19 protein-coding genes are annotated in these 20,980 nt (G+C 58.6%); 6 read left to right on the top strand and 13 right to left on the bottom strand.

Features of this window, described 5'->3' with window-relative positions; all coding sequences use genetic code 11:
- Nucleotides 1-11: 11 nt before the first annotated feature.
- Complete coding sequence (rplM, locus tag ACI0FG_RS02240) at nucleotides 12-440, bottom strand: 50S ribosomal protein L13 (protein ID WP_419786929.1); 429 nt, start codon at nucleotides 438-440, stop codon at nucleotides 12-14.
- 569 nt (nucleotides 441-1,009) lie between these two features.
- Here rplM and ACI0FG_RS02245 point away from each other — a divergent pair.
- Nucleotides 1,010-1,174, top strand: coding sequence for a hypothetical protein (locus tag ACI0FG_RS02245; RefSeq protein WP_419786930.1), 165 nt, complete (start codon nucleotides 1,010-1,012; stop codon nucleotides 1,172-1,174).
- Between the two features lie 218 nt (nucleotides 1,175-1,392).
- Here the strand turns inward: ACI0FG_RS02245 and ACI0FG_RS02250 are convergent, their stop codons facing one another.
- Nucleotides 1,393-2,373, bottom strand: a complete 981-nt coding sequence (locus tag ACI0FG_RS02250) for a diguanylate cyclase (RefSeq protein ID WP_419786931.1) — start codon at nucleotides 2,371-2,373, stop codon at nucleotides 1,393-1,395.
- Between the two features lie 220 nt (nucleotides 2,374-2,593).
- On the opposite strand from ACI0FG_RS02250, the gene ACI0FG_RS02255 reads away from it, so the two are divergent.
- The 3 genes from ACI0FG_RS02255 to ACI0FG_RS02265 are packed head-to-tail and all read left to right on the top strand — an operon-like array spanning nucleotide 2,594 to nucleotide 8,393.
- Nucleotides 2,594-3,991: a DUF4139 domain-containing protein gene (locus ACI0FG_RS02255; protein WP_419786932.1), complete on the top strand. Its 1,398-nt coding sequence runs from the start codon at nucleotides 2,594-2,596 to the stop codon at nucleotides 3,989-3,991.
- A gap of 12 nt (nucleotides 3,992-4,003) precedes the next feature.
- On the top strand, nucleotides 4,004-5,200 hold the full coding sequence (locus tag ACI0FG_RS02260; RefSeq protein ID WP_419786933.1) for a trehalose 6-phosphate synthase: 1,197 nt from the start codon (nucleotides 4,004-4,006) through the stop codon (nucleotides 5,198-5,200).
- Between the two features lie 31 nt (nucleotides 5,201-5,231).
- A complete protein-coding gene (locus ACI0FG_RS02265; protein WP_419786934.1) occupies nucleotides 5,232-8,393 on the top strand; it encodes a beta-phosphoglucomutase family hydrolase in 3,162 nt (1,053 codons plus the stop codon).
- 168 nt (nucleotides 8,394-8,561) lie between these two features.
- On the opposite strand, the gene ACI0FG_RS02270 is transcribed toward ACI0FG_RS02265, so the two are convergent.
- The 11 genes from ACI0FG_RS02270 to ACI0FG_RS02320 all read right to left on the bottom strand — a co-directional run bounded on the left by ACI0FG_RS02270 (nucleotide 8,562) and on the right by ACI0FG_RS02320 (nucleotide 19,473).
- Nucleotides 8,562-9,830 carry a class II fructose-bisphosphate aldolase gene (locus ACI0FG_RS02270; protein ID WP_419786935.1) on the bottom strand — a complete coding sequence of 423 codons (1,269 nt, stop codon included), beginning with the start codon at nucleotides 9,828-9,830 and terminating at the stop codon, nucleotides 8,562-8,564.
- A gap of 163 nt (nucleotides 9,831-9,993) precedes the next feature.
- Nucleotides 9,994-10,308, bottom strand: a complete 315-nt coding sequence (locus tag ACI0FG_RS02275; RefSeq protein WP_419786936.1) for a phage regulatory CII family protein — start codon at nucleotides 10,306-10,308, stop codon at nucleotides 9,994-9,996.
- Between the two features lie 183 nt (nucleotides 10,309-10,491).
- On the bottom strand, nucleotides 10,492-10,899 hold the full coding sequence (locus tag ACI0FG_RS02280) for an ATP-binding protein (RefSeq protein ID WP_419786937.1): 408 nt from the start codon (nucleotides 10,897-10,899) through the stop codon (nucleotides 10,492-10,494).
- 4 nt (nucleotides 10,900-10,903) lie between these two features.
- Nucleotides 10,904-11,233, bottom strand: a complete 330-nt coding sequence (locus tag ACI0FG_RS02285; RefSeq protein WP_419786938.1) for an STAS domain-containing protein — start codon at nucleotides 11,231-11,233, stop codon at nucleotides 10,904-10,906.
- Nucleotides 11,234-11,252: 19 nt separating this feature from the next.
- Nucleotides 11,253-13,187, bottom strand: coding sequence for a SpoIIE family protein phosphatase (locus ACI0FG_RS02290; protein ID WP_419786939.1), 1,935 nt, complete (start codon nucleotides 13,185-13,187; stop codon nucleotides 11,253-11,255).
- On the bottom strand, nucleotides 13,184-14,149 hold the full coding sequence (locus ACI0FG_RS02295; RefSeq protein ID WP_419786940.1) for an ABC transporter substrate-binding protein: 966 nt from the start codon (nucleotides 14,147-14,149) through the stop codon (nucleotides 13,184-13,186). The genes ACI0FG_RS02290 and ACI0FG_RS02295 overlap by 4 nt, the downstream gene beginning before the upstream one ends.
- A 2-nt stretch (nucleotides 14,150-14,151) precedes the next feature.
- Complete coding sequence (locus ACI0FG_RS02300) at nucleotides 14,152-15,309, bottom strand: rhodanese-like domain-containing protein (RefSeq protein WP_419786941.1); 1,158 nt, start codon at nucleotides 15,307-15,309, stop codon at nucleotides 14,152-14,154.
- Nucleotides 15,306-15,818: an alpha/beta fold hydrolase gene (locus tag ACI0FG_RS02305; RefSeq protein WP_419786942.1), complete on the bottom strand. Its 513-nt coding sequence runs from the start codon at nucleotides 15,816-15,818 to the stop codon at nucleotides 15,306-15,308. Before ACI0FG_RS02305 ends, ACI0FG_RS02300 begins: the two co-directional genes overlap by 4 nt.
- Nucleotides 15,819-15,937: 119 nt before the next feature.
- Nucleotides 15,938-17,965, bottom strand: coding sequence for an ATP-binding protein (locus ACI0FG_RS02310; protein ID WP_419786943.1), 2,028 nt, complete (start codon nucleotides 17,963-17,965; stop codon nucleotides 15,938-15,940).
- Between the two features lie 108 nt (nucleotides 17,966-18,073).
- A complete protein-coding gene (locus ACI0FG_RS02315) occupies nucleotides 18,074-18,319 on the bottom strand; it encodes a phage regulatory CII family protein (RefSeq protein ID WP_419786944.1) in 246 nt (81 codons plus the stop codon).
- A gap of 515 nt (nucleotides 18,320-18,834) precedes the next feature.
- Nucleotides 18,835-19,473, bottom strand: a complete 639-nt coding sequence (locus ACI0FG_RS02320; RefSeq protein WP_419786945.1) for a TetR/AcrR family transcriptional regulator — start codon at nucleotides 19,471-19,473, stop codon at nucleotides 18,835-18,837.
- Nucleotides 19,474-19,750: 277 nt separating this feature from the next.
- Between ACI0FG_RS02320 and ACI0FG_RS02325 the strand changes: the two genes are divergently transcribed.
- Nucleotides 19,751-20,086: a hypothetical protein gene (locus ACI0FG_RS02325; RefSeq protein WP_419786946.1), complete on the top strand. Its 336-nt coding sequence runs from the start codon at nucleotides 19,751-19,753 to the stop codon at nucleotides 20,084-20,086.
- Nucleotides 20,087-20,121: 35 nt separating this feature from the next.
- Complete coding sequence (locus tag ACI0FG_RS02330) at nucleotides 20,122-20,937, top strand: MFS transporter (protein WP_419786947.1); 816 nt, start codon at nucleotides 20,122-20,124, stop codon at nucleotides 20,935-20,937.
- The last annotated feature ends 43 nt before the right edge of the window (nucleotides 20,938-20,980 follow it).

Consider the following 20,980-nt stretch of genomic DNA (forward strand, 5'->3'; position numbering starts at 1 on the left):
ATAATCCCCGATTAAATATCCAGAGTTGTGGGAGCCTGGGCCGCATGCGGGTGCTCGCTTCCAGCGTAGACCTTGAGCTTCTTGAGCTGCAGGGCGGCCAGCCGGTTCTTGGGCAGCATGCCCTTGACAGCGGCGGTGATCACGTTCTCGGGCTTGAGGGCCAACATCTCGCGCAGGGTCTTTTCCTTGAGCCCGCCGGGATGGTTGGTGTGCTTGTAGTACATTTTCCGATCAAGCTTCTGGCCGGTGACCTTGATCTTGTCGGCGTTGATGACGATGACGAAATCGCCCATGTCCATATGAGGAGTGAACTCGGGCTTATGCTTGCCGCGCAGGCGATTGGTGATCTCGGTAGCCAGGCGACCCAGGATCTTGTCCGTGGCGTCTACGATGAACCACTCGCGGTTCGCGTCTTCCGGCTTCGGGCTGTATGTCTTCATTTTAGGTGCTCCTTAAAAAGCAAGCTGAGAGAGGGGTGTCTACGCGCAAGAATGGCGCATGTCAACCCTCGTACTTCATATACGATATAGGCACGGTTCGGAGACTGCGGGGCCTCATACGACGAAATTTGTAACGGGAACGCCGTATTTGGTCTGTAGTCCCGACCGGGGAAGGAGTTCTTACCTGAAAAATTTTCAGCGGACAAGCTATTTTTTGCGTGAGGATTCAGCGTGCCGTTTTTTCTCATGGCTGTGTCGGATGATTGAAGCCTTACTGCGAGGAGCGGATACAATACCTCTATATTATATGCGGCGCGGAGCCGTTCCCTTTTTTCTGGTTTGAAAGCCGATGTTTCGAAAAGTTGTTTGTTAGTGTGGTAGAGTCGATGTGAGTTGTTCGGTTGAATACCAATTTTTATATTGTTATTTCGGATAGTTAAAAATCAATATAAGTTGAGTAAACGGGAAATGTAAATTATTAGTTGACATAATTTTGAATGACGTTTACTTTTTGCTCACATTGCTCGTAACAAAAGTTAACGCGTCAATTCGCTGATAAGGAGAGAGTCATGCAGGAACGGTTTTGCAAGTGCGGTCATCGGCTGATGGTTCAGTACACCCTGGATGGTTTTATTCCCTGGGAAGCCGTCATCAACAAGGACGAGGAAGATCCCTCCCCTGTCAAGGTCTGTCCTCATTGCGGCGCTTTTCTGAGCATTCATTTTCTTCGATAGTAAAACTACTGTTCCGGCGGACGGGATCCCACCCCCACGGGATCGCCCACCCGTTCGCTTTTCCCTGTCCGGCACGGTCGGCGCGCAAACATCCCGGAGCGCGCGGCCGTGCCTGTCTTTTTTGTATGCAAATGGATCGGCTCCCATTTCTTGCAATGGAGGCCATGAGTCGGGCGCAGAATCTTGGCCCTGAAAGTGTCTCGTTGATCGGAGAGGGATTACTGGCGGATTTCGTCCGGTCCGGCCAGTGGAATGACTTCGGTCCGGTTCCGTCCTGCCTGCTTGGCCCGATACAGCGCCTTGTCAGCTGTCTGGACCAGCTGTTCCGGCGCGCTCTGGCAGGTTGGGATGCCTGCGGCAACCCCGATGGAGACGGTTACCGTGCCGCAGACGCTGGAGTTCGGGTGATTGATGCCTGTCTTTGCGAGGCTTGCATGGATATTGGCTGCCACGGCGTAGGCTCCCTGGTAGTCCGTGTTCGGCAGGATGACCACGAACTCCTCGCCGCCGTATCGGGCGACAAGATCGCCGGGCCGGTGGACCGCCCCCTGAATGACCTGGGCCACCGTGCAGAGGCAGGCATCGCCATCCACGTGGCCGAGGGTGTCGTTGTAGTGCTTGAAGTGGTCTATGTCGATCATGAGCAGGCCAATGGGCTTGTCTTCCCGGCCATTGCGGACCCACTCCTTGAGAAGTGTGTCATCGAAACAGCGTCGGTTGGCCAGGTTGGTCAGCCCGTCCTGGTTGGACATGCGTTCCAGCTTGTGGGCCAACCGTTCAAGTTCCCGCTCGCGTTCCCGGCTCTTCAGCATCTCCCGCCGTAATTGCAGGGCGGACCGTATGCGTGCCCGCAACTCGACACGGTTTACCGGCTTGAGGATGAAATCGGAAACCCCGGCGGCAAAAGCGCGGTCAAAGGTTGCCTCGTCGTCTCGGCCGGTGACCATGATGACCGGCAGGTTCTCGAAGTCCCGGTGGCCTTTGATGGTCAGGGTGCCTGCAATACCGTCGGTGCCGGGCAGGCTGACATCCATGAGTATCAGGTCTATAGGCAGGCCAGCCTTTTGCAGATCACAAAGAATGCGAAAGCCCTCTTCGAAAGTTGAGCTTGAGTAGACCTCGCGGTACCCTGCGCTTTCGAGGAGCCTGCTGATGTGCAGGATGGTGGTTTTGCAGTCATCTATGATGAGAATTCGCATATGCGTTTTGCGTAGCAGGTTTCCTGTGTATTTGCGAGGGAAACGTGCTGGCGATTTTGTCCGGTGATAGCCATGTTTCGCGGGAGTGTTTCGCAATCCTGTTACGGTAGGTGATAATCTCTGCATTTTTTTTGCAAAACGCCCGACCCCATTGTACATTGAAAGTATGGATACACCCCACATTGAACTCTTTCACACTGATTTGATATCCGGAGGATGGATGAAACGTTCCATATTGCAAGTTGTTACCGTTGCCTTGTTCCTGTTGGCTCTACTGCCCGTCCGTCCCTGCGCGGCCGATGGCGTCGAGGGCGCTTCCGTTGCCGTTTACAATTCCGGCCGGGCACTGGTCAGCGAATCACGCACCGTGTCCCTGCCCAAGGGACCGGCGCGGGTGGTTTTCAAGAATATCCCGGACACCCTGGACCCGACTTCGGTCAGCGCCGAGGCCGAAGGTATGGCCGTCACCGGGCTGGAATACAGCCGGTCGGACATCACCGCCCGTTCGCTGCTGAATCGTTACGTCGGCAAGGAACTTTCCGTCATTCTTCCCGATCCTGCCAGTACGGATGGCCGGATTCTGCGCAAGGCAGTGCTTCTCTCCAATGTGGACAAGCCCGTGTTCAAGGTGGGCAACGAGATATATCTGGGTGATGCCCTGGCATATCTGCTGCCGCAACTGCCTGAGGGCGTGGAGGTCGAACCCACGCTGGCTCTGAGCACGGACAACGCCGTCGCCGCCAAACGGACCATACAATTGCGCTACCTCATGGGTGGGCTCACCTGGCGCGCCAACTATATTGTAATATTGGATTCCGCAGACAAGACCGCGTCGCTTGAGGGATGGGCCGTTGTTTCCAATACCTCGGAGTTCGACCTCACGAGCGCGTCCCTCAAGCTGGTGGCAGGTGAGGTCCGCCAGCCTGCCGCGCCAATGATGCGCAAGACCGTCATGTTGGAGATGTCGGCCATGGGGGACAAAAACATGGGGCAGCCCGAATCCTTTTCGCAGTACCATGTCTACAACGTGCCGGGCCGTACCAGCCTGGCAGCCGGAGTCACCCGCCAGATCAATCTGCTTTCCTCGCCCAAGGTTGACGTGTCGGAAGCGCTTGAGAGCCGCTACGGCAATACCTTGCAGCAGCTCACGCGGCCGGTGGAGCAGGCGGTTCAGCTCTCGCTGCATATGGCCAACATCAAGGACAAGGGACTCGGGGTGCCGCTGCCCGCGGGACAGGTTCGCGCATTTCGTCCCACCCGCGACGGCAGTCTGTTGCTTTTGGGCGAAACCGCCATGCCGCATATCGGCGTCGGGCGCGAAGTGGTACTGCCCATGGGCACCTCCTTTGACGTAAGCGTGAAGCGGACCCAGACCGAGTTCACCAAGCTGGGCAAGCAGTCCTACCGCATCGGCTGGACGCTGGCCGTGACCAATGGACGGCCCATGGCGCAGCCGCTCAGTCTGGTGGATAGCTACCGGGGCGAGTGGCAGGTGCTCAATGCGGACCGGGAACATACCCGGCCCGATGCCGCCAACCTCCAGTTCGACGTAACCGTGCCGCCCACGCCGGACGGCAAGCCGTTCCTCATCAACTACACTGTTCAGGTGACCTACTAGGCGGGAGAAAACATGTCGCAGATACCGTGCCGTAAGCTGAAAACACTCAAGGACTTCTACGCACTCATGGATGAGACCCGTCTTGTCCGCCGGGAGGCTGTGGCTAATGTTCTGGATGGTCATGCTCCGGCCGGGGAGATCATCCAGTCGCTTCGCAATGCCTTGGAGTGCCTGGAAGCCGTACCTGTTCAGGGGGAGCGCAGAGTGCTCTCCCTGGATGGGGAGCGGACCATTGAGCTGGACATGGATTATGAAATCAATGAGACACGCAAGGATCTGCTTTTCCTTGAGGAAGGCGAGTCCGCCTTCTGGGATTTTCTGTGCGATCTCCATCCGGGATTTGACACGCGTGTGGCCGAAGGGAGGGACCTGCTGGCCGGAGTGGACCTGGGCTGCGTGATCACGGACCGGGACGGGACCATCAACAATTACTGCGCCCGGTATCTGACCTCCATTCAGTCCGTGTACAACGCCGTATATCTGACCCGTTTCGCCCGTAGCAGGGTGACCCGGCCGGTCATCCTGACCTCGGCTCCGCTGGATGGGTTGATCCGGATCAGTGTGGCCCCGGAAGGCGCGTTCTACTATGCCGCGTCAAAAGGCCGCGAGTGTCTGGACCTGGAAGGGCGGGTGCGCCGCCTGCCCATCCCGGCGGAAAAGCAGGAGGCGCTTGACGCGCTCAACACCCGGCTGACCCGGCTGGTGGCCAGGCCAGAATACGAGAAATTCTCGCTCATCGGGTCGGGTTTGCAGTTCAAGTTCGGTCAGTCCACCGTGGCCCGCCAGGATATCGGCAAATCCGTGCCCGAGGCCGAGTCCATGGCCTTTCTCGATTTGCTGAAGGGCATCGTGGCCAAAGCGGACCCGGACGGCCACACCTTCCGTATCGAAGATACCGGGCTGGACGTGGAGATCATCCTGACCATTGAGACCGCCGAGGACGGACTCAAGGATTTCGACAAGGGCGACGGCGTGCGTTTTTTGAACGAGGAACTCGACTTGGGGATGTTCCGGGGCGCCCACCTGGTGTGCGGCGATACCGGCAGCGATGTCCCCATGCTTGAGGCCGCAATGGAGATGTCCCCGGACACGCGGGCCATCTACGTCACACAGAAGGAAGAACTGAGCAGACGGGTGAAAGGCGTTGTTCCCAATGCCCTGATAGTGCCCGAGCCGGATATGCTGGTCGCCATTCTCGGCACCAGCTGATCGGATTTGCAATTCAAGCCAAGGAGGTACCGTGTCCGCCATAACCCTCAAAGGCGTCGTCTTCGACCTGGACGGTGTCATCACCCGGACCGCGAGCGTCCATGCCCAGGCGTGGGAAACCGCGTTTAATGAATTCCTGAAGAATCGGGCAGACGAACTGAGTGTTCCTTTCTCGCCATTCGACCGGACCAGCGACTACCAGAATTACGTGGACGGCAAGCCCCGTTTTGAGGGTGTCCTGAGCTTTCTGAAATCCCGCAACATCCAGTTGCCGGCCGGTGATCCCGACGATCCACCGGGCCTGACCACCATCTGCGCGGTGGGTAACCGCAAGAACCAGCTTTATCAGGAAATCCTGCGTGCCGAGGGGCCGGAGGTCTTTGCCTCCTCGGTGGCCCTGGTCCAGGCGCTCAAGGACCGCGGCGTGGCGGTCGGCGTGGCCACCTCCAGCCGGAACTGCAAACTGGTGCTGCAACTGGCCGGGCTGGAGGAGACCTTTGATTCCCTGGTGGATGGCGTTGTGGCTGCCGATCTGGATTTGAAGGGCAAGCCCGATCCCGATATCTTTGTGGAGGCCGCCCGCGAGCTGGGGTGCAATCCCGGCGAGTGCGTGGTGGTGGAGGATGCCATATCCGGCGTCCAGGCCGGTCGGGCGGGTAACTTCGGCATGACGCTGGGCGTGGCCCGCAATGTGGGCGGCGAGATGCTTATGCGCTTTGGCGCAGACAGGGTGGTGGCCGACCTTGGTGAAATCACCGTGGAGGAACTGGAAGACTGGTTCGAATCCGGCATGGCTACGGACGACTGGTTCCTGACCTATAACGGGTTCGACCCCGGCGATGAGAAACTGCGCGAAACCCTGACCTGCGTGGGCAACGGCTATCTTGGCACCCGCGGGGCCTATGAATGCGAGTGCTCGTCCTACTATTTTTATCCCGGAACCTACATCTCGGGCGTGTTCAACAAGACGCCGAGCAAGGTGCAGGGGCGGGATATCTGGAACAACGATCTGGTCAACTGCCCCAACTGGCTGCCCGTGGAGTTCAAGGTCGGGGCCGGGGATTTCACCAGCCCACTCTCCATGGAGATATTGAGCTATTGCCATAGCCTGAACATGCGTGAGGGGTGCATGGAGCGCCATCTGGTCGTCAAGGACAAGGTGGGCCGCATCACCCGCATATCCTCCCGGAGGCTGGCCTCCATGGCCGACGCGCATCTGTGCGCGCTCAAGTTCGACTTCACCCCCCTCAACTATGCGGGCCGCATCACGCTGCGTTCGTCCATCGACGGCAATGTGGAGAACAATGGCGTGGCCCGATACTCCAAGCTGAATACCCACCACCTTGCCCGGGTGGCCGGGGGCAAGGGCGGGGATGGGATTTTCCTGCATGTGGAGACGACCCACTCCCGTTATCAGATCGTCATGGCCGCCAAGACCGTGTTGCTGGACGACGGCAAGCCGGTGGATGTCCGAAAGACGACGCTCCGGGACAAGGCCAAGGTCTCCGAGGAAATGCAGTTCTCCGTCGTGGAGAACAATCGGTATTCCCTGGAAAAGTTCGTCTGCGTGCGTACATCTCTGGACAGCACGCCCGGTGACCTGAAGGAAATGTGCCTGGATGCCCTGAAGGGGGTGCGTACCTTCCAGGGCGTGTTCGGCCCCCATGCCAAGAGTTGGAAAAAGCTCTGGCAAAAGGCGGACATGCGTGTCACCGGCGACCGGTTCGTGCAGCGCGTGCTGCGGCTGCATACCTACCACCTGCTGGTTACGGCGGGGCCGCACAACTCGCATCGGGACGCGGGAATGCCCGCCCGCGGACTCCATGGCGAGGCCTATCGCGGCCATATCTTCTGGGATGAGCTGTACATTCTGCCGTTCTACGATTCCAATTTCCCGGATATCTCCCGCGCGCTGCTTATGTATCGCTACAACCGGCTGGACGCGGCCCGGCGATATGCGGAGGAAAACGGATACGCCGGGGCCATGTTCCCCTGGCAGACTGCGGACGACGGCACTGAGGAAACCCAGGAGGTGCACTACAATCCGGAGTCCAAGAAGTGGGACGAGGATTTGTCGCGCCGCCAGCGGCATGTCTCCATCGCCGTGTTCGTCAATGTCTGGCGCTACGTCTCCTGGACTGGCGACACCACGTTTCTGCGCGACTATGGCGCGGAGATGATGCTCGACATCGCCCGGTTCTGGGGCAGCATCGCGGTCTACGACGATAACTCGGAAAAGTATCACATTGACGGCGTCATGGGGCCCGACGAGTTCCATGAGGCCCTGCCCGGATCAAATACGCCCGGCGTGCGGGACAACGCCTACACCAACATCATGGTCGTCTGGCTGTTGGAAAAGGCGCTGGCGGTGCTGGATGAACTCCCGGCGGAGATTCGCAGGCGGGTGAGTCGCCGGATCGGCCTGACCGATGCCGAGACTTCCAAGTGGCGTGACATGCTGACCAGGCTTAACGTCATTCTGGACGGCGACATCATCAGCCAGTTCGACGGCTATATGGGACTCAAGGAACTGGACTGGGATGGGTACCGCAAGCGGTTCTATTCCATTGGTCGTATGGACCGCATCCTCAAGGCCGAAAACGATTCCCCGGACAACTACAAGGTAGCCAAGCAGGCGGATACGCTCATGACCTGGTATGTCCTTGAGCCGGAGGAAGTGGCCCGCATCCTCAACCAGCTGGGGCATCATGTGGATGACCCGATCAAGCTGCTCAAGGACAACTACGACTTCTACGAGCAGCGTACCAGCCACGGCTCCACTCTTTCCAAGGTGGTGCATGCGGTTATTTCACGGTACATCTACTCCAGTGAAATATCATGGGATTGGTTCATGGAGGCCATGCGGAGCGATATTGAGGACACCCAGGGTGGGACCACCATCGAGGGCATCCATTCCGGCGTCATGGCCGGAACGCTCGAAGTGGTGAAGCAGGACTTCGCCGGGCTGAATCTCTCCTCCGATCCCATTCGGGTGGACCCGGATTTGCCCGCCCACTGGGGTGAGCTGAAGTTCAGCTTCACCTGGCAGAAGATATGGTTCGATCTGGCTATCGAGCCGGGCAGGGTGAACATGACCGCCTACCACAAGGGCGACCGGGCCGTTCCCGTGGAAATATTCGGAAAGCACTACGATCTGAAGCCCGGCATGACCGTGGAGGCGCGCAAGGCATAGCTGGGGCAAAGTCGGGGGAAGGGGAGAAGGAAACCCCATCCCCTCTTTCTTCCTAAACCTTTTGGTGCGCTTCGCGCGGTGGGGAGATAAAAACCCGGCCCCTGTGCTTTGATGCGCAGGAGCCGGGTTTTATGTCTGGAATGGGACGCCGTGTTTGGCGTGGCTGGATTAGTCGTCGAAGTTGCCGTGGGGGCCCTTGTCCGTATCCATGGCGGCGGCGCGGGCCTTGATCTTTTCCTCGGTCCATTCGGCGGCGTCCTCGAACTTTTCGACCTTGGGGCCGAGATCGTAGGAGCCAGCCTTGCAGATGATGTCCATGGCGATGGGAGCTGTGTCCGCCGCGTTGAACACGTTGACCAGCAGGTGATGGACGAAGTCCTCAACGGCACCGGCCATGCGTTCGCGAACAGCGGCATCCTGGCCCAGCCAGCGGCGCTCGAAGGGCAGGTTGAGCTTCTTGTAGTTGCCGCCGGTAATGCCGTTTGCATCGGCGTATTCGACCATCTCGGTCCACAGGGCGTCGTCCAGGCCTTCGCCCGGGACTTTGTCGAACTTGCCGTCATCGGTCATGATGGCGTTGCCGAAATCATTGACCCGCACGCCCCAGGAAATCATCTGGAGGGCCGTAGCTACGTTGGCCTTGGTGGTGCGCGTCCTGGCTGCGATCTCCTTGAGACGCTGGGAGTCATTGCCGGAAGTGCCGTGCTGGGCGCCGGAGGTGCCGTAGGTGGCCAGTGCCTCGTGAATCTGGGCGGTCAGGTCAACCTGGATGCCCTCGCCGGAAGCCTCGATGCCGTGGGTGGTGCCATTGTTCAGGGCAATCCAGTCTGCGCACAGGCCGTGGGCGTTGAGGCCCTGGCAGAGGAACTTTGCCTCCACCGGAGAGGAAAGGCCGAACTCTCCCTTGATCTCGCCTATTTCGGTCTCATAACCGGCCCAGGACGGGATGGAGGGCGACACAGCGAGGTTGGCGAGCAGGTTCAGGTCATCGGTCATGTGCGATGCATCGATGGCAATGGAGGTGACGCCGGAATCGAAAACCGTCGGGATATCGGCCTTGGCAACGGGCACGTCATCCCACTTCTTCATGAAGTAGTGGTCGGCATGAACGGCCACGGGCACGGTGATGCCGAGCTTGTTCATCAGGTAGTCCACACGGCGCGCCACGTTCCACAGGGTGGTGGGGCAGTAGGTGGACTCGCTGCGGGCAATTTCGATGATGATGGCGGCATTGGCGCGCTGGGCAGCCCGCAGGGCGCCCTCGATAACGAAAATGTTGCGGCCGTTGGCTGCAATGGTCATGCAGCCGCCCTTGGCGATCATGGCCCGGTCAATGACCTTGCCGCTGACGATGAGAGCCTTGGAATTGGGAAAATTATTGACCACGTTCGGCGGACGACCGATGGCCAGAGCCTGGTTGAATACATCCTGGGACATGCCCGTTCCTCCTTGGGATATTGCTGAGCGGTGACGCGACGAACGCGTCAAAAGGGAATACAACGGATTGCAATCAAAAGTCAAAAATGAACCGCAGGTCACGTGCGGAGCAAAGGCCGGCCCCGGAGCGCACCCGAGCGCCCCGGGTTGAGGCCTGAGCGGGTTAGAGCGTGGCGCTCTGGCGACGAATCCGTTTTGTCGCCTTTGTCTGTCGGACCGACGGCTGTTTGCTGGGTTCCATGGGCATTAGCGTGTACCCCAGTTCACGGGCCATGAATTCGAGCACGGACACGTTGTGCGTGGCCTTCACAATCTCGAACATGGTCTCCGCACCCAGCTTGGCATGGTCGTCAAACGGGTTGAGTTCGCGAAGAAGCGTGGAATACGGCTTCTTGATCTCGCGGCACACTTCCTTGGCGGAAATGCGTCCTTCCAACACGACATCTTGCATCTTCTTGGTCAGATTCTTTTCAAACATGTTTGTCCCCCCACATGTTTTTATATGGTGATGCCTAGTTTGATCGGTAGCCCATTTTTTTAATTTGCGTCAACGGAAATTGGAATAGAACGACTATTTTTTTTGCAAAATAACCGTTACAAAAATAGAATAGTGAGTAATGTCGGAGGATTGATTGTCACCGAGAAGGGACGAAAAAAGGGATCAGTTTTTGAGGTGAAAGCAGAAAGTGAGCTCGTTGGCGTTGCCGAGCCGTTCGTAGGAGCAGTGGTCGGGCATGGTGGTGGCCAGAAAAATGCCCAGACCGCCGATGGGGCGGTCCATGATGTCCTGGCCCACATCCGGCTTGCCCGCCTCCATGGGATTGAAGGGGGGGCCCCAATCCCGGAGCAGGCAGCAAAAGCTTTTGCCACGCTGAAAGCAATCCACTTCCAGCGGACCGCCCTGATGCCGATAGGCATGGTTGGCAATGTTGACCAGAAGTTCCTCCAGGACGAGGTCTATCTTCTGATCGGTGCCTTCGGGGAGGTCTGCCAGCCGTGCTTGCTCCAGGATGTATTCTCGGAGCTTGGGCAGGCTGGACAGCTCGGCTGTGACGCTGAGCACGGCCATGCGATTATCCGGCCAGGGCTTCGTCGCAGGTTGCGTAGAGCGTGAACATGGCGGCAAATCCCGAGACCTTGAAGACTTCTTCGACCATGCCGGTAAGACCGCAGAAGACGAGCTGGCCGTCTGACGCCTTCAGTTTTTTGGCTGCCGCAAGAATGGAGCGCAGCCCTGCCGAACTGATGTATTCCAGGCCGGAGAGGTCTACCACGACCTTTTTCTCGCCCGCTGCCAGCCAATCCTTGCTCTTGGCATCGAATTCAGCGGTGGTGATGGCGTCCATGCGGCCCGCTACTTCCACCAGCAGTGCTGCCTCTTTCTTGGTGCTTTTGAATTCCACGGTAATCTCCTTGTTCTTTCTATTTTTCGCACTTGCCGGTGAACTGCATGGCAAGCATGGTGATGTCGTCGCTTTGTTCCGCCCCGAGGGTAAAGGCCTTGATGGAGTCGTCCAGGTCCTTCACCAGCTTGGGCGCAAAAGGTTCCTTCTCGGCACTGACGAACGCCAGAAGCCGTTCATCGGAGTAAAGTTCCTGCTTGGGGTTCATGGCTTCGGTAACACCGTCGGAGTATATGAAGATGATGTCTCCGGGAGCCATGCGCATGGTCTTTGTGGTGTACTCCATGCCGTCCATCACACCGGCCACTGGCTCGCCCAGGGGCGGAATCCACTCCGGCGTGCCGCCGCACGGCATGTATATGGGCGGGTTGTGCCCTGCATTGGCATACTGCACTTCGCCGGTCTCGATGTCGACAATGGCCAGGAACAGGGTGACGAACATGCAGGACTCGTTTTCCGCCGCCAGGTCGTCGTTGACCTTGGACAGAATCTGGCCCGGAGCCATCCCCCGTTCCGATACGACCTTGAGCAGCGTCTTGGTGACGGCCATGAAGAAGGCCGCCGGGACACCCTTGCCCGAAACATCGCCCACCAGGAAGCAGAAGTGGGTATCGTCCACAAAGAAGAAATCATAGAGGTCGCCGCCCACTTCCTTGGCCGGTTCGATGGAGGCGAATATCTCGAATTCCGTGCGGTCTGGGAAAGCCGGGAAGAGCTTGGGCAGAATGCCCATCTGAATGTCCCGGGCAATGCGCAGCTCGGATTCGATGCGCTCCTTGGCGGCCGTGGTGCTGGTCAGATTGGAGATGTGCTTCTTGAGGGAGTTCTTCATCGTCCAGAAGGAGTCGGTCAATTGGCCGACCTCGTCGTCGCAGTCCGTCTCCGGCAGGACCAGGTCCAGGTTGCCGCCCGCTATCTCCAGGGCTGCGTCGGAGAGGCGTGTCAGCGGCTTGGTTATGCGCTTGGCTATGAATATTATCAGCATGGCCAGCAGGGCAAAGCCGAAGAGTCCGATGAGGGACATGACGTTGGAAAGCCGGGTTACATCGGCCAGCATTTCTGTTTTGGGAAAGACAATGCCCAGTGACCACCCGCCGTATTCCAGACCGGTGTAGAACAGATATCGTTTGTCCTCGGAGAAGGTGTTGTCCATCTGCACAAAGGCGCTCTTGCCATCCAGCATGTTGCGGCCGATCTGCCACAGTGCCGGAGACTTCAGCTCATTGGCCAGGGAGAAGATGGTTTGGTTCATGACCAGGTTCCGGTCCGGATGCGTGATGAAGGTACCGTGGCGTGAAAGCAGGAAGGCGTAGCCCGTCCGGTAGATGTGGATGTTGCGCAGCATCTCGGTGAGCCAGTCCAGAGAGATGTCGGCAGTGACCACGCCGGCAAAGACCTTGCGCCCCTCGACGGTGCGATAGAACGGCACGGCATAGGTGCTCATGAGCACGCCTCCGCCGCCGCTGTCGTGGTAGGGTTCGGTCCATATGGCGTGGCCCAGCTCCTTGGGCAGCTGGTACCAGTCCATGTAGAAATAGCGGTATTGGGGACCGCCCAGCATGGTGAAGGCGATCCTGCCCGCGGAGCGGTAGTGGTAGGGCGCAAAGTAGAGCTTGTCCTTTTCCAGGGCGTAGGGCTCGAAGGCGATGGCCATACCGTAGATTTCGGGATTGTTGGCCAGGACGCGGCGATCCAGGTCGAGGATCTCCCCCTTGCTCAGGGTTGCGTCCTCCAGGGAGAAGGCGATGTTGTTGGCCATCTTCTGTACACTGGAGAGCACGGCGTCGATGCGGCTGGTCGTTTTCTGGGCCAGCAGGCGGGAGTTCTCTTCCGCCTGCCTGAGGATGATATTCCGGGAATAGACATAGTTGTAGGAGACGATGGCCAGGACGATGACGAAGACGCAGGAGAGTATGAGCAGGGCCAGCTTGGCCGCAATGCCGAGTCGTTTCATCGGACAGGCCCCCTGTAGAATTCCGGAAACAGCGGTGCGCTGTCGATGACGCCCTCTTCCTTGAGGGTCTTGACCACCCGTTCATAATCCGCCTGCCGCAGCACGCCGAGTTTCGGGACATCATCGGAGAGGATGATGTCTTCCATGCGGGCGAGCATCCAGCGCTGGTGGGCCGGGTTGGTGGTCACACGGGCTTCCTTCATGCGTTTTATGACAGACTGAAGGGCTTCCTCGGGATGGTTGAAGGCGTACACCCATCCTCTGGCCGTGGCCCGTACCAGGGCGCGGCAGACCTCGGGACGGCGGTTGGCGGTCTTTTCCAGGCAGTAGATGCCGTCCTCGGGGAAGTTGAGGGCATAGTCCGAAAAGAAAAATGTTTTCAGGTCTTCGGGCTTGAGCCCGTAGGTCATGAGCGTGTGGTATTCATTGTACCACATGCCGGAGGCGACCTGAACACCGCCGCGCATGAACATATCCAGCGAATCGGACTGCGGCACCACGGTGACCCGCATGTTCTTTCGTTTGAACAGCGCGCGCGGCTGGATCTGGAATTCATTGGCCCATAGGCCGATCTTCTTGCCTTCCATATCCTCGATCTTTTCTATCCCCGAGGATTTCTTGGTGATGAGCATGAGTGCCGAGTGCTGGACGAATTGCCCGACGTTGACCACGGGCAGGCTGGCGCGGCGCCGGATGCCGGTGGCCAGAAACATGGTGGCGAAATCGGCCCGGCCTGTCTCCAGGTACTCGCTGGCCAGCACGTCCGGCCCGCCGGACATGATGTGCAGGTAGAGGCCTTCATCCCGGTAGAAGCCTTTGTCCTTGGCAACGTAGAACCCGGCGAACTGTGCCTGGGGCAGCCATTGCAGGACAATGGTCGCCTTTTCGATGGCCCTCGCCGGTGCGGCCGCAAACAGCACGGTCAGGAGTGCGGCGAGAAGGATGTGTTTGGAACGGGGCATGTCTATTTTTTCCCCTTGGTCGCTGCTGCGCCGAAGTCGGCCAGCTTTTCCTTCCAGGCCGGTCCGTCCATGTCACCCTTCCAGGCCAGACGGGGGTCCACCTGGATGACAATGTTGTCCTGCGTAATGGCGTGTTTCATGTAACCCAGCTTGTCCAGTTTGGTTATTGCGGCCATGAACAGGGGATGGGACAGCCCCATATCCCTTTCCGCAGCAGCCGTTTCCACCACGATGTAGTTGTTGAATTTGACGTTGGCCAGCAGGTAGCTGAGCACCTTGCGGTCGGTATTGTCCAGCCGGGAATCGGCCGTGATGGTCAGAAGCATTTCCTGGCTGCTGACAATGGAACGATTGGTCTCGATGACCGGTTGGATTTTGTTCGGATCATCGGCGATGGCTCGGACACCGCCTTTGAGAAAGGCGTATTCGAAGTACCCGTAGGATTCGAGGAAATATTGCAGCCAGCGCACCTGCTTGCCGACGGCATCAAAGAACAGAAGCCGTTTTTCCGTCCAGATGCGGGAAATGACCAGATCGAGCAGCGGGTCCAGGGGGATATTCCGTATCCCATTGAGACGGGGAATAAGCGCGCGCTGGAAGGGGTCGCGGATGTCGATGACGATGGTGTCTGGTTCTTGGGCCAGGGTCTTGAACCGTGCATAGTCCACCTGTCGCTGCCGAAACGCCTCCGGGCTGATGATCCGCCCCACCCGGGCGGGGGTCTCTCCCATGAGCGTGGCCTGGGCCGGAGCATGGGAGATCCAGTCGAAGATGCCTGCGTCGTAGACATAAACATGGCCGAAGCCGAGGGAGAGCGCAAGCTGGGCCGCCTGATAGCTTTTGGCACAGGTGTGGCCGTTGCAGTAGAAGACCATCGGCGTGGTGCTGTCCTTTGCGCGAAGCCTCTCCAGCTTGGCGGCGAAATGCTCGTCGGTCAGTGGCAGCAGCACGGCCTTGTTGATTTTGGCCACGCCGAATTCGAATCTGGAGCGGATGTCCAGAATAAGGGCCTGGTCGTAAATCCGGATAAGCTCATCCGTGGTGATGGGCGTCACTTCCGGGTAATAGGCGCGCAGTGGGAATCCCTCGGCCGAGGCCGGGGCCGAAGCCAGAACCGCGCAGGCGGCAAGAAGCAGGCAGGAGAACAGACGTCGGATCATGATTGGCCTCCGGCCCGTGACAGGAATTGGGCAAAGAGCGCGCTTAGCTCGTCCAGGCTGTTCGAAAGTCGGTGGCCGTCTGGCAGGATGTGGAGCCGGGCGTCATGCTCCCTGGCAAATCGGATGACGTTGTCCGGGGGGACCGTGTCGTCTTCCCATCCGTGGACCACGGTGAGATTTTTCGGCAGGCCGGGAAATTCGCTTTTTTCATAGCCGGGCATGTAAAATGCGGGTGCCAGAAGGAAAAGGCCGCGCACGTCGCTTGTTTCGGCCTGAGCTGCAGCCACATAGCCGCCCATGCTGGAACCGGCCAGCAGAACCGGACTTTCGGAGTCCGCCAGCAGGGTGCGCAGCCGCTTGATGCGGGCTTCCGGAGCGTCCAGGTCGCTGAAGTCCGGCGCTTCCATGGTCATTCCTGCGGCTTTTGCAACGGCTGCCAGGGCCGTGCTTTTTTCTCCCCAAGGATGGCTGAGCGAGCCGTGGCACCAGATCAGACGCGCGTGTTGCATGGTTCCCCTGTTTCCTGATTCCATTATTCCCCGTCTATATTATACACCGGCCCATCCTTCAACGTATTCCGTGAAAAATTAACGGAAGGAGGAGCCGGAGGCGAACCGGGCGCGGAAGGTCAGGTCTTGGAGGGAGCCATCCGCCGGATAACGTCGAACAGTGAGCTTTTCTTGACGGGTTTGGGGAGGTGGACGTCGGCCCCGGCCGCCAGACAACGGGTGGCCTCATCGGGCAGGGCATGGGCCGTCAGGGCGACAATGGGGGTGGGCTGCAGCCCCCTGTCCCGTTCCCAATTGCGCATGGCGCGCATGGCCTCGTAGCCATCCATGTCCGGCATCTGGATATCCATAAGAACAAGGTCGGTGCCTTCTTCGGTAAAGATCGCCAACCCATCCCTTCCGTTTTCGGCAATCGTCAACTTGCACGGGGTGTCCTTGAGGTAGGTCTGGATGACGAAGGCATTGTATTTGGAGTCTTCCACCATGAGGATGCGGATGCTGGGCAGGGGGGCATCAGCCGAAACCGGCGCCGTGGGTGTTGCCTCGGCCTCCCCGCGTTCGGTCTCCGGCTTTTCAATAGTCTCGAACCGGGCGGTAAAGTGGAAAACCGAACCCTTGCCCGGGGTACTCTCCACCCAGATGCGGCCCTGCATCATCTCCACCAGCTGGCGGCTGATGGTCAGGCCGAGGCCCGTGCCGCCGAATTCGCGCGTGGGAGAACCGTCCGCCTGGGTAAAGGCCTCGAACACGTCGGCCAGTTTGCCCGGCGGAATGCCGCAGCCCGTGTCGGATACGGAGAATTGAATGCGGGGCGGCTTTTCCTGGCCCGGGGTCATCTCCACCTCCAACCGCACTGAACCGTGCGCGGTGAACTTTACGGCATTGTCCAGCAGGTTGATGAGTACCTGGAAAAGGCGGTTGGCATCGCCCCTGAGTTGGTCCGGCACATCCGGGGCAAAGGAGTGCGAGGTTTGTAGCCCTTTGTCCTCCGCCTTGGGTTCGATAATGGTCATGGCACGGCCCACTGTTTCCCGGAGGGAGAAATTCGCCTCTTCCAGCTGTAGCCGTCCCGCCTCGATTCGGGAGAGGTCCAGGATGTCGTTCAGGATGGCCAGCAGGTTCTCGCCTGCGGTGCGGAAAACCTGGACATAGCGCTTTTGCTCGCCGGTCAATTCCGTTTCCCAGAGAATATCCGCCATGCCGAGAATGGCGTTCATCGGGGTGCGGATTTCATGGCTCATGCTGGCCAGGAACTGGCTCTTCGCCGTATTGGCCACGTCGGCCTCCTGCTTGGCGCGGCGGATGTCGCCAATAGCCTGGCTGAGCGAGTCGTTCTTGCGGTTAAGTTCATCTGTGCGCGCGCGTACTGTTTTTTCCAGTTCGTTTCTGTGGTGTTGCAGCCGGGTGTTGGCCTCGCGCAGATCGCCTATCAGGGAGCGCAGGGAGATGCGCATTTCGTCCAAAACATGCGCCAACCGCCCAAGTTCGCCGGGCAATCCCGTTTCTATGGGAGTACTGAGGTCACCCTCGGCAATGGCGTTTGCCGCCTGCTCCAGCCGCTCCAGGGGATTGAAAACGTAGATGCGGGCCTTGACCAGGATAGCTTGATCGATGATCAGGATCAGCAGGCCGCTCAGCAGCAGCACCACTGCCGCATTGATCAATATCTGCCGATGCATACCGCGTTTGGACATGGCGAGATGAAAGGTGCCTATCCAATCGCCATTTCGGCGGATTTCCCGGCTTGCCGTCAGGAACTCGCCGTTATCTTTGAAATAGGGGTATGACTTTCCCGTAAAATCATTTTTGGTGCCTGTCGCCAGAACCTCTTTCCCTGTAACAACCTGGGCAAAGGCCACGCCGGGATTTTGCACCAGGGCATTGATGAAATCTCTGGCCGAGGCGTGGTCGACCTGCCAGACGGCCGTGGCAAGGCTGGTCTCCGCAAGCTGGGAAATGGAAGCGATCCGTTCATCGAGTTGCCTGCTTTGCGAATAGAGATTGAAGGCGATTACGGCACCGGCAAAGGGCAGGACGATGACGGTAATGATCGCCTTGAGGGCAGGCCCGGCCCGGCGAACCAGTGGATGATCCGGTCGCGAAAGCTCGGATTGGGTGCTATCCCATTTATCGGGCAAAATTTTCATTGTGGGAATGATAGCCGGAACGCGTGGCGAATGCCATAATTTTTCGGAAAATGGGCACAAAAAAAAGGCCGACCCTAAGGTCGGCCCGGGAAAAATGAGGCTTGTAGCCTAAGCGAGGCCGGTCAGCTCGTAGCCCATTTCATCTGCCATGAACTTCAAGGGCCGGATATCGGCCGTGACCTTCATGATTTCAAGTAGCGTTTCCGCTCCCAGCTTGGCGCTAGTGTCGAAGGGATTGATCTCCCGCATCAGGGTAGAGTAAGGCTTGTTGATTTTTTCGGCCACAGCCTTTGCCTGAATGCCGCTATCGAGAATGCAGTCCTGGACAACTTTGGTGACGTTCTTTTCAAACATGTTGTACCCCCCTTGGGTGCTTGATGAAATGGCTATGCGGTCACTGTCTGTTGGCTATTAAGCAACCGCCATGCCAGTGTGGGGGTATTTTTATTATATTCTGCAATTACTACCTGTTATAAACGATAGCTATTGCTATTTGATTATTCTAATGGAGCAAGTCAATGTCGCACGCGACAGTTTTTGTGCGACATTAGTGTCGCATGTGTCGCATTGAGACACTGTGCGACAGCTCTGAAAATTGGGCAAAAATGAAGGGAGCCGCCGAAGCGGCTCCCTTTTAGAGACCCGGCTAACCGGGTTTCCGAACCATTTAAACAGGCTGTCAGGTGTGGGTTGCGGTCCATTCCTAGTCTGCCGTTTGGAGGTGTGTCTGGTTCGGCAATGGGTGCCTATATTAAGTCGTTCCAGCAACCTGCCCGGGGATGAGGCGATACGGCGTCACCCGTTCATCTCAGACTCCGAACATGTGTCAATTGGCGCTGTTACGATATCAACTCCTTGTTCTCGTCTTCCTAATGGTCCCGGGTGCCGGGTTGATCTGACATTCCCGGGGCGGGAGCCCAACGACCATCCATGAGTGCATCCTTTTTCAGGCTGCGCATGACGTGCTCGATGGTATCCTCGAATATTCCCGTGCTTTCGTACGGGGTCAGAAGGCTGGTACGCACGCTGCCGACGATGTTGCCGTAAATGATCAGTGCAGTGGTTTCCATGGGCAAATCCCGTATGGTTCCGTCGGCAATGCCGGATGCTACACAGCGCTTCAGGATATCGATGAAGACGCCAAATTTTTCTGCCACCCGCTGGGCGTCCACGCCCGGCTCCAGATGGCTGAAGGGGGAACATCTGAGCAAGATGGGAAAGCGGTTGCGGTGTTCCTCGGTAAAGTCGAAGTAGGCGGCCATGTAGCGGAGAACCTTGTCCAGGCCGGAGCCGTCGCCTTCCGTGGCTTTGCTGAGCTTTCCCACCAGTCTGTCCGCCATGTCGAATGCGGCGGCCAGATAAAGATCCTGTTTGCTCCCGAAATAATGGGAGACCAGACCGAAGGATACCTGAGCCCGCCCTGCCACGTCTTTGACAGTGGCTGCGGTGAATCCCAATTGCCCGAAGGCCTGTTGGGCTGCCATGAGTATCGCTTCTTTTTTTGTCATTCTCGGTTCCCTTCGTGTCGATCGATTGATTGGACAATCAGTCGACGCCCCTCTTGTAGATTGATCGAACAATCAAAGTCAAGCGCAATTTTCATTTTTTTTTGCCGTTGGGCAGCAATGCGCCTCTGTGGTTGACATCCCGGGATATGCTGCCTAGACAAATACCGCCTGTCCGACTTGGATAGGCCGTAAGCGTTACCGTCAACCAACGCCCACCCGGGAGCCGTAGTGGCTCGCTCCGGTTGGGCGTTTTTTGTTTTTTTAAGGGAGATTCATAATGTCCATGATTACAAGCGGCTGCTCTGCGGACGAGCGTTGTTTCTGGCGGCTGCCCACCGCCATTTTCATCTGTTTTCTTACCATCGGCCTGCCGTTACCTGTCATCTCGCTTTACGTTCACCAGCAATTGGGGCTTGGGAATGTCCTGGTGGGATTGGCCGTCGGCCTCCAGTCCCTGGCCACCGTCTCGACCCGGGGCTATGCCGGGCGCGCGGCCGATACCCGCGGAGCCAAGCGCACGACTCTGGTGGGAATGAGCACCTGCGGATTGGCCGGAGTGCTCTATCTCGCCGCTGTCCTGCTGCCAGGACCGGTCTGTACGGGTTGCTCCTGATCGGGCGTTTGCTCCTGGGTTTGGGGGAGAGCCGGATGCTGACTGGCGTCCTCACCTGGGGATTCGGGCTTCTCGGCCCAGCGCGTTCCGGGCTGGTCATGTCCTGGAACGGCATGGCCATGTTCGGGGCTTTGGCTGCGGGCGCGCCTCTCGGTATATTGCTCTACGAGCAGTGGGGATTCGCCGCTCTCGGTTGTTCCACCCTGTTTTTGCCGCTGATTGCGATTCCCCTGATTGCCACGGTGCGGCCCACGGCTCCGGTGCCCGGCGTACGGCCTTCCATGCGCCGGGTGCTGGGACAGATCTGGATGCCGGGGGTTGCCCTGGCGCTGCAAGGCGTAGGGTTTGCGGTGATCGGTACGTTTTCGGCCCTTTACTTTGCGGACAAGGGATGGGGCCATGCCGGGCTGATACTGACCTTTTTCGGCGGGGCGTTTGTCCTGATGCGGGTTGTCGGCGGCAAGTGGCCCGATACCTTCGGCGGCATCCGGGTGGCTCTTGCTTCCTTTGTTCTTGAGACGGCCGGGCTCTTCCTGCTCTGGCTGGCCTGGAATCCCTCGGCGGCCTGGGCCGGTGCGGCTCTTGCCGGTGCTGGGTGTTCCCTGATCTTCCCGGCCCTAGGTGTGGAAGTGGTGCGGCTGGTCCCGCCGCATATGCGGGGTACGGCGGTGGGCGGTTTCGCGGCATTTCAGGATGTGGCCTATGCCGTGAGTGCGCCTTTGGTCGGCGCGCTGGCCACCGGGCTGGGGTATGCCAGCGCGTTTCTTGCCTCGGTCCTGTGCGCCGGGGCCGGTCTGCTGGTCACCCGGATTTTCGGCCAGCGCGTTGATGCGCAGCAAGACACGGAATAGCACGCCTGTCTTGTCTGCTGTTCACATGGCTCCAGTGCCCTGA

Origin of the sequence: Pseudodesulfovibrio sp. 7M6 (assembly GCF_050058625.1) — a bacterium.
Classification (GTDB): domain Bacteria; phylum Desulfobacterota; class Desulfovibrionia; order Desulfovibrionales; family Desulfovibrionaceae; genus Pseudodesulfovibrio; species Pseudodesulfovibrio salinus.

What these genes read in the sequence shown, in the direction of transcription:
- ACI0FG_RS02270 (WP_419786935.1), bottom strand. Translation starts at nt 9,830, where the DNA reads ATGTCCCAGGATGTATTCAACCAGGCTCTGGCCATCGGTCGTCCGCCG.
- ACI0FG_RS02260 (WP_419786933.1), top strand. Translation starts at nt 4,004, where the DNA reads ATGTCGCAGATACCGTGCCGTAAGCTGAAAACACTCAAGGACTTCTAC.
- ACI0FG_RS02250 (WP_419786931.1), bottom strand. Translation starts at nt 2,373, where the DNA reads ATGCGAATTCTCATCATAGATGACTGCAAAACCACCATCCTGCACATC.
- ACI0FG_RS02280 (WP_419786937.1), bottom strand. Translation starts at nt 10,899, where the DNA reads ATGGCCGTGCTCAGCGTCACAGCCGAGCTGTCCAGCCTGCCCAAGCTC.
- ACI0FG_RS02290 (WP_419786939.1), bottom strand. Translation starts at nt 13,187, where the DNA reads ATGAAACGACTCGGCATTGCGGCCAAGCTGGCCCTGCTCATACTCTCC.
- ACI0FG_RS02325 (WP_419786946.1), top strand. Translation starts at nt 19,751, where the DNA reads ATGTCCATGATTACAAGCGGCTGCTCTGCGGACGAGCGTTGTTTCTGG.
- ACI0FG_RS02305 (WP_419786942.1), bottom strand. Translation starts at nt 15,818, where the DNA reads ATGCAACACGCGCGTCTGATCTGGTGCCACGGCTCGCTCAGCCATCCT.
- rplM (WP_419786929.1), bottom strand. Translation starts at nt 440, where the DNA reads ATGAAGACATACAGCCCGAAGCCGGAAGACGCGAACCGCGAGTGGTTC.
- ACI0FG_RS02310 (WP_419786943.1), bottom strand. Translation starts at nt 17,965, where the DNA reads ATGAAAATTTTGCCCGATAAATGGGATAGCACCCAATCCGAGCTTTCG.
- ACI0FG_RS02275 (WP_419786936.1), bottom strand. Translation starts at nt 10,308, where the DNA reads ATGTTTGAAAAGAATCTGACCAAGAAGATGCAAGATGTCGTGTTGGAA.
- ACI0FG_RS02300 (WP_419786941.1), bottom strand. Translation starts at nt 15,309, where the DNA reads ATGATCCGACGTCTGTTCTCCTGCCTGCTTCTTGCCGCCTGCGCGGTT.
- ACI0FG_RS02330 (WP_419786947.1), top strand. Translation starts at nt 20,122, where the DNA reads ATGCTGACTGGCGTCCTCACCTGGGGATTCGGGCTTCTCGGCCCAGCG.
- ACI0FG_RS02245 (WP_419786930.1), top strand. Translation starts at nt 1,010, where the DNA reads ATGCAGGAACGGTTTTGCAAGTGCGGTCATCGGCTGATGGTTCAGTAC.
- ACI0FG_RS02315 (WP_419786944.1), bottom strand. Translation starts at nt 18,319, where the DNA reads ATGTTTGAAAAGAACGTCACCAAAGTTGTCCAGGACTGCATTCTCGAT.
- ACI0FG_RS02320 (WP_419786945.1), bottom strand. Translation starts at nt 19,473, where the DNA reads ATGACAAAAAAAGAAGCGATACTCATGGCAGCCCAACAGGCCTTCGGG.
- ACI0FG_RS02255 (WP_419786932.1), top strand. Translation starts at nt 2,594, where the DNA reads ATGAAACGTTCCATATTGCAAGTTGTTACCGTTGCCTTGTTCCTGTTG.
- ACI0FG_RS02295 (WP_419786940.1), bottom strand. Translation starts at nt 14,149, where the DNA reads ATGCCCCGTTCCAAACACATCCTTCTCGCCGCACTCCTGACCGTGCTG.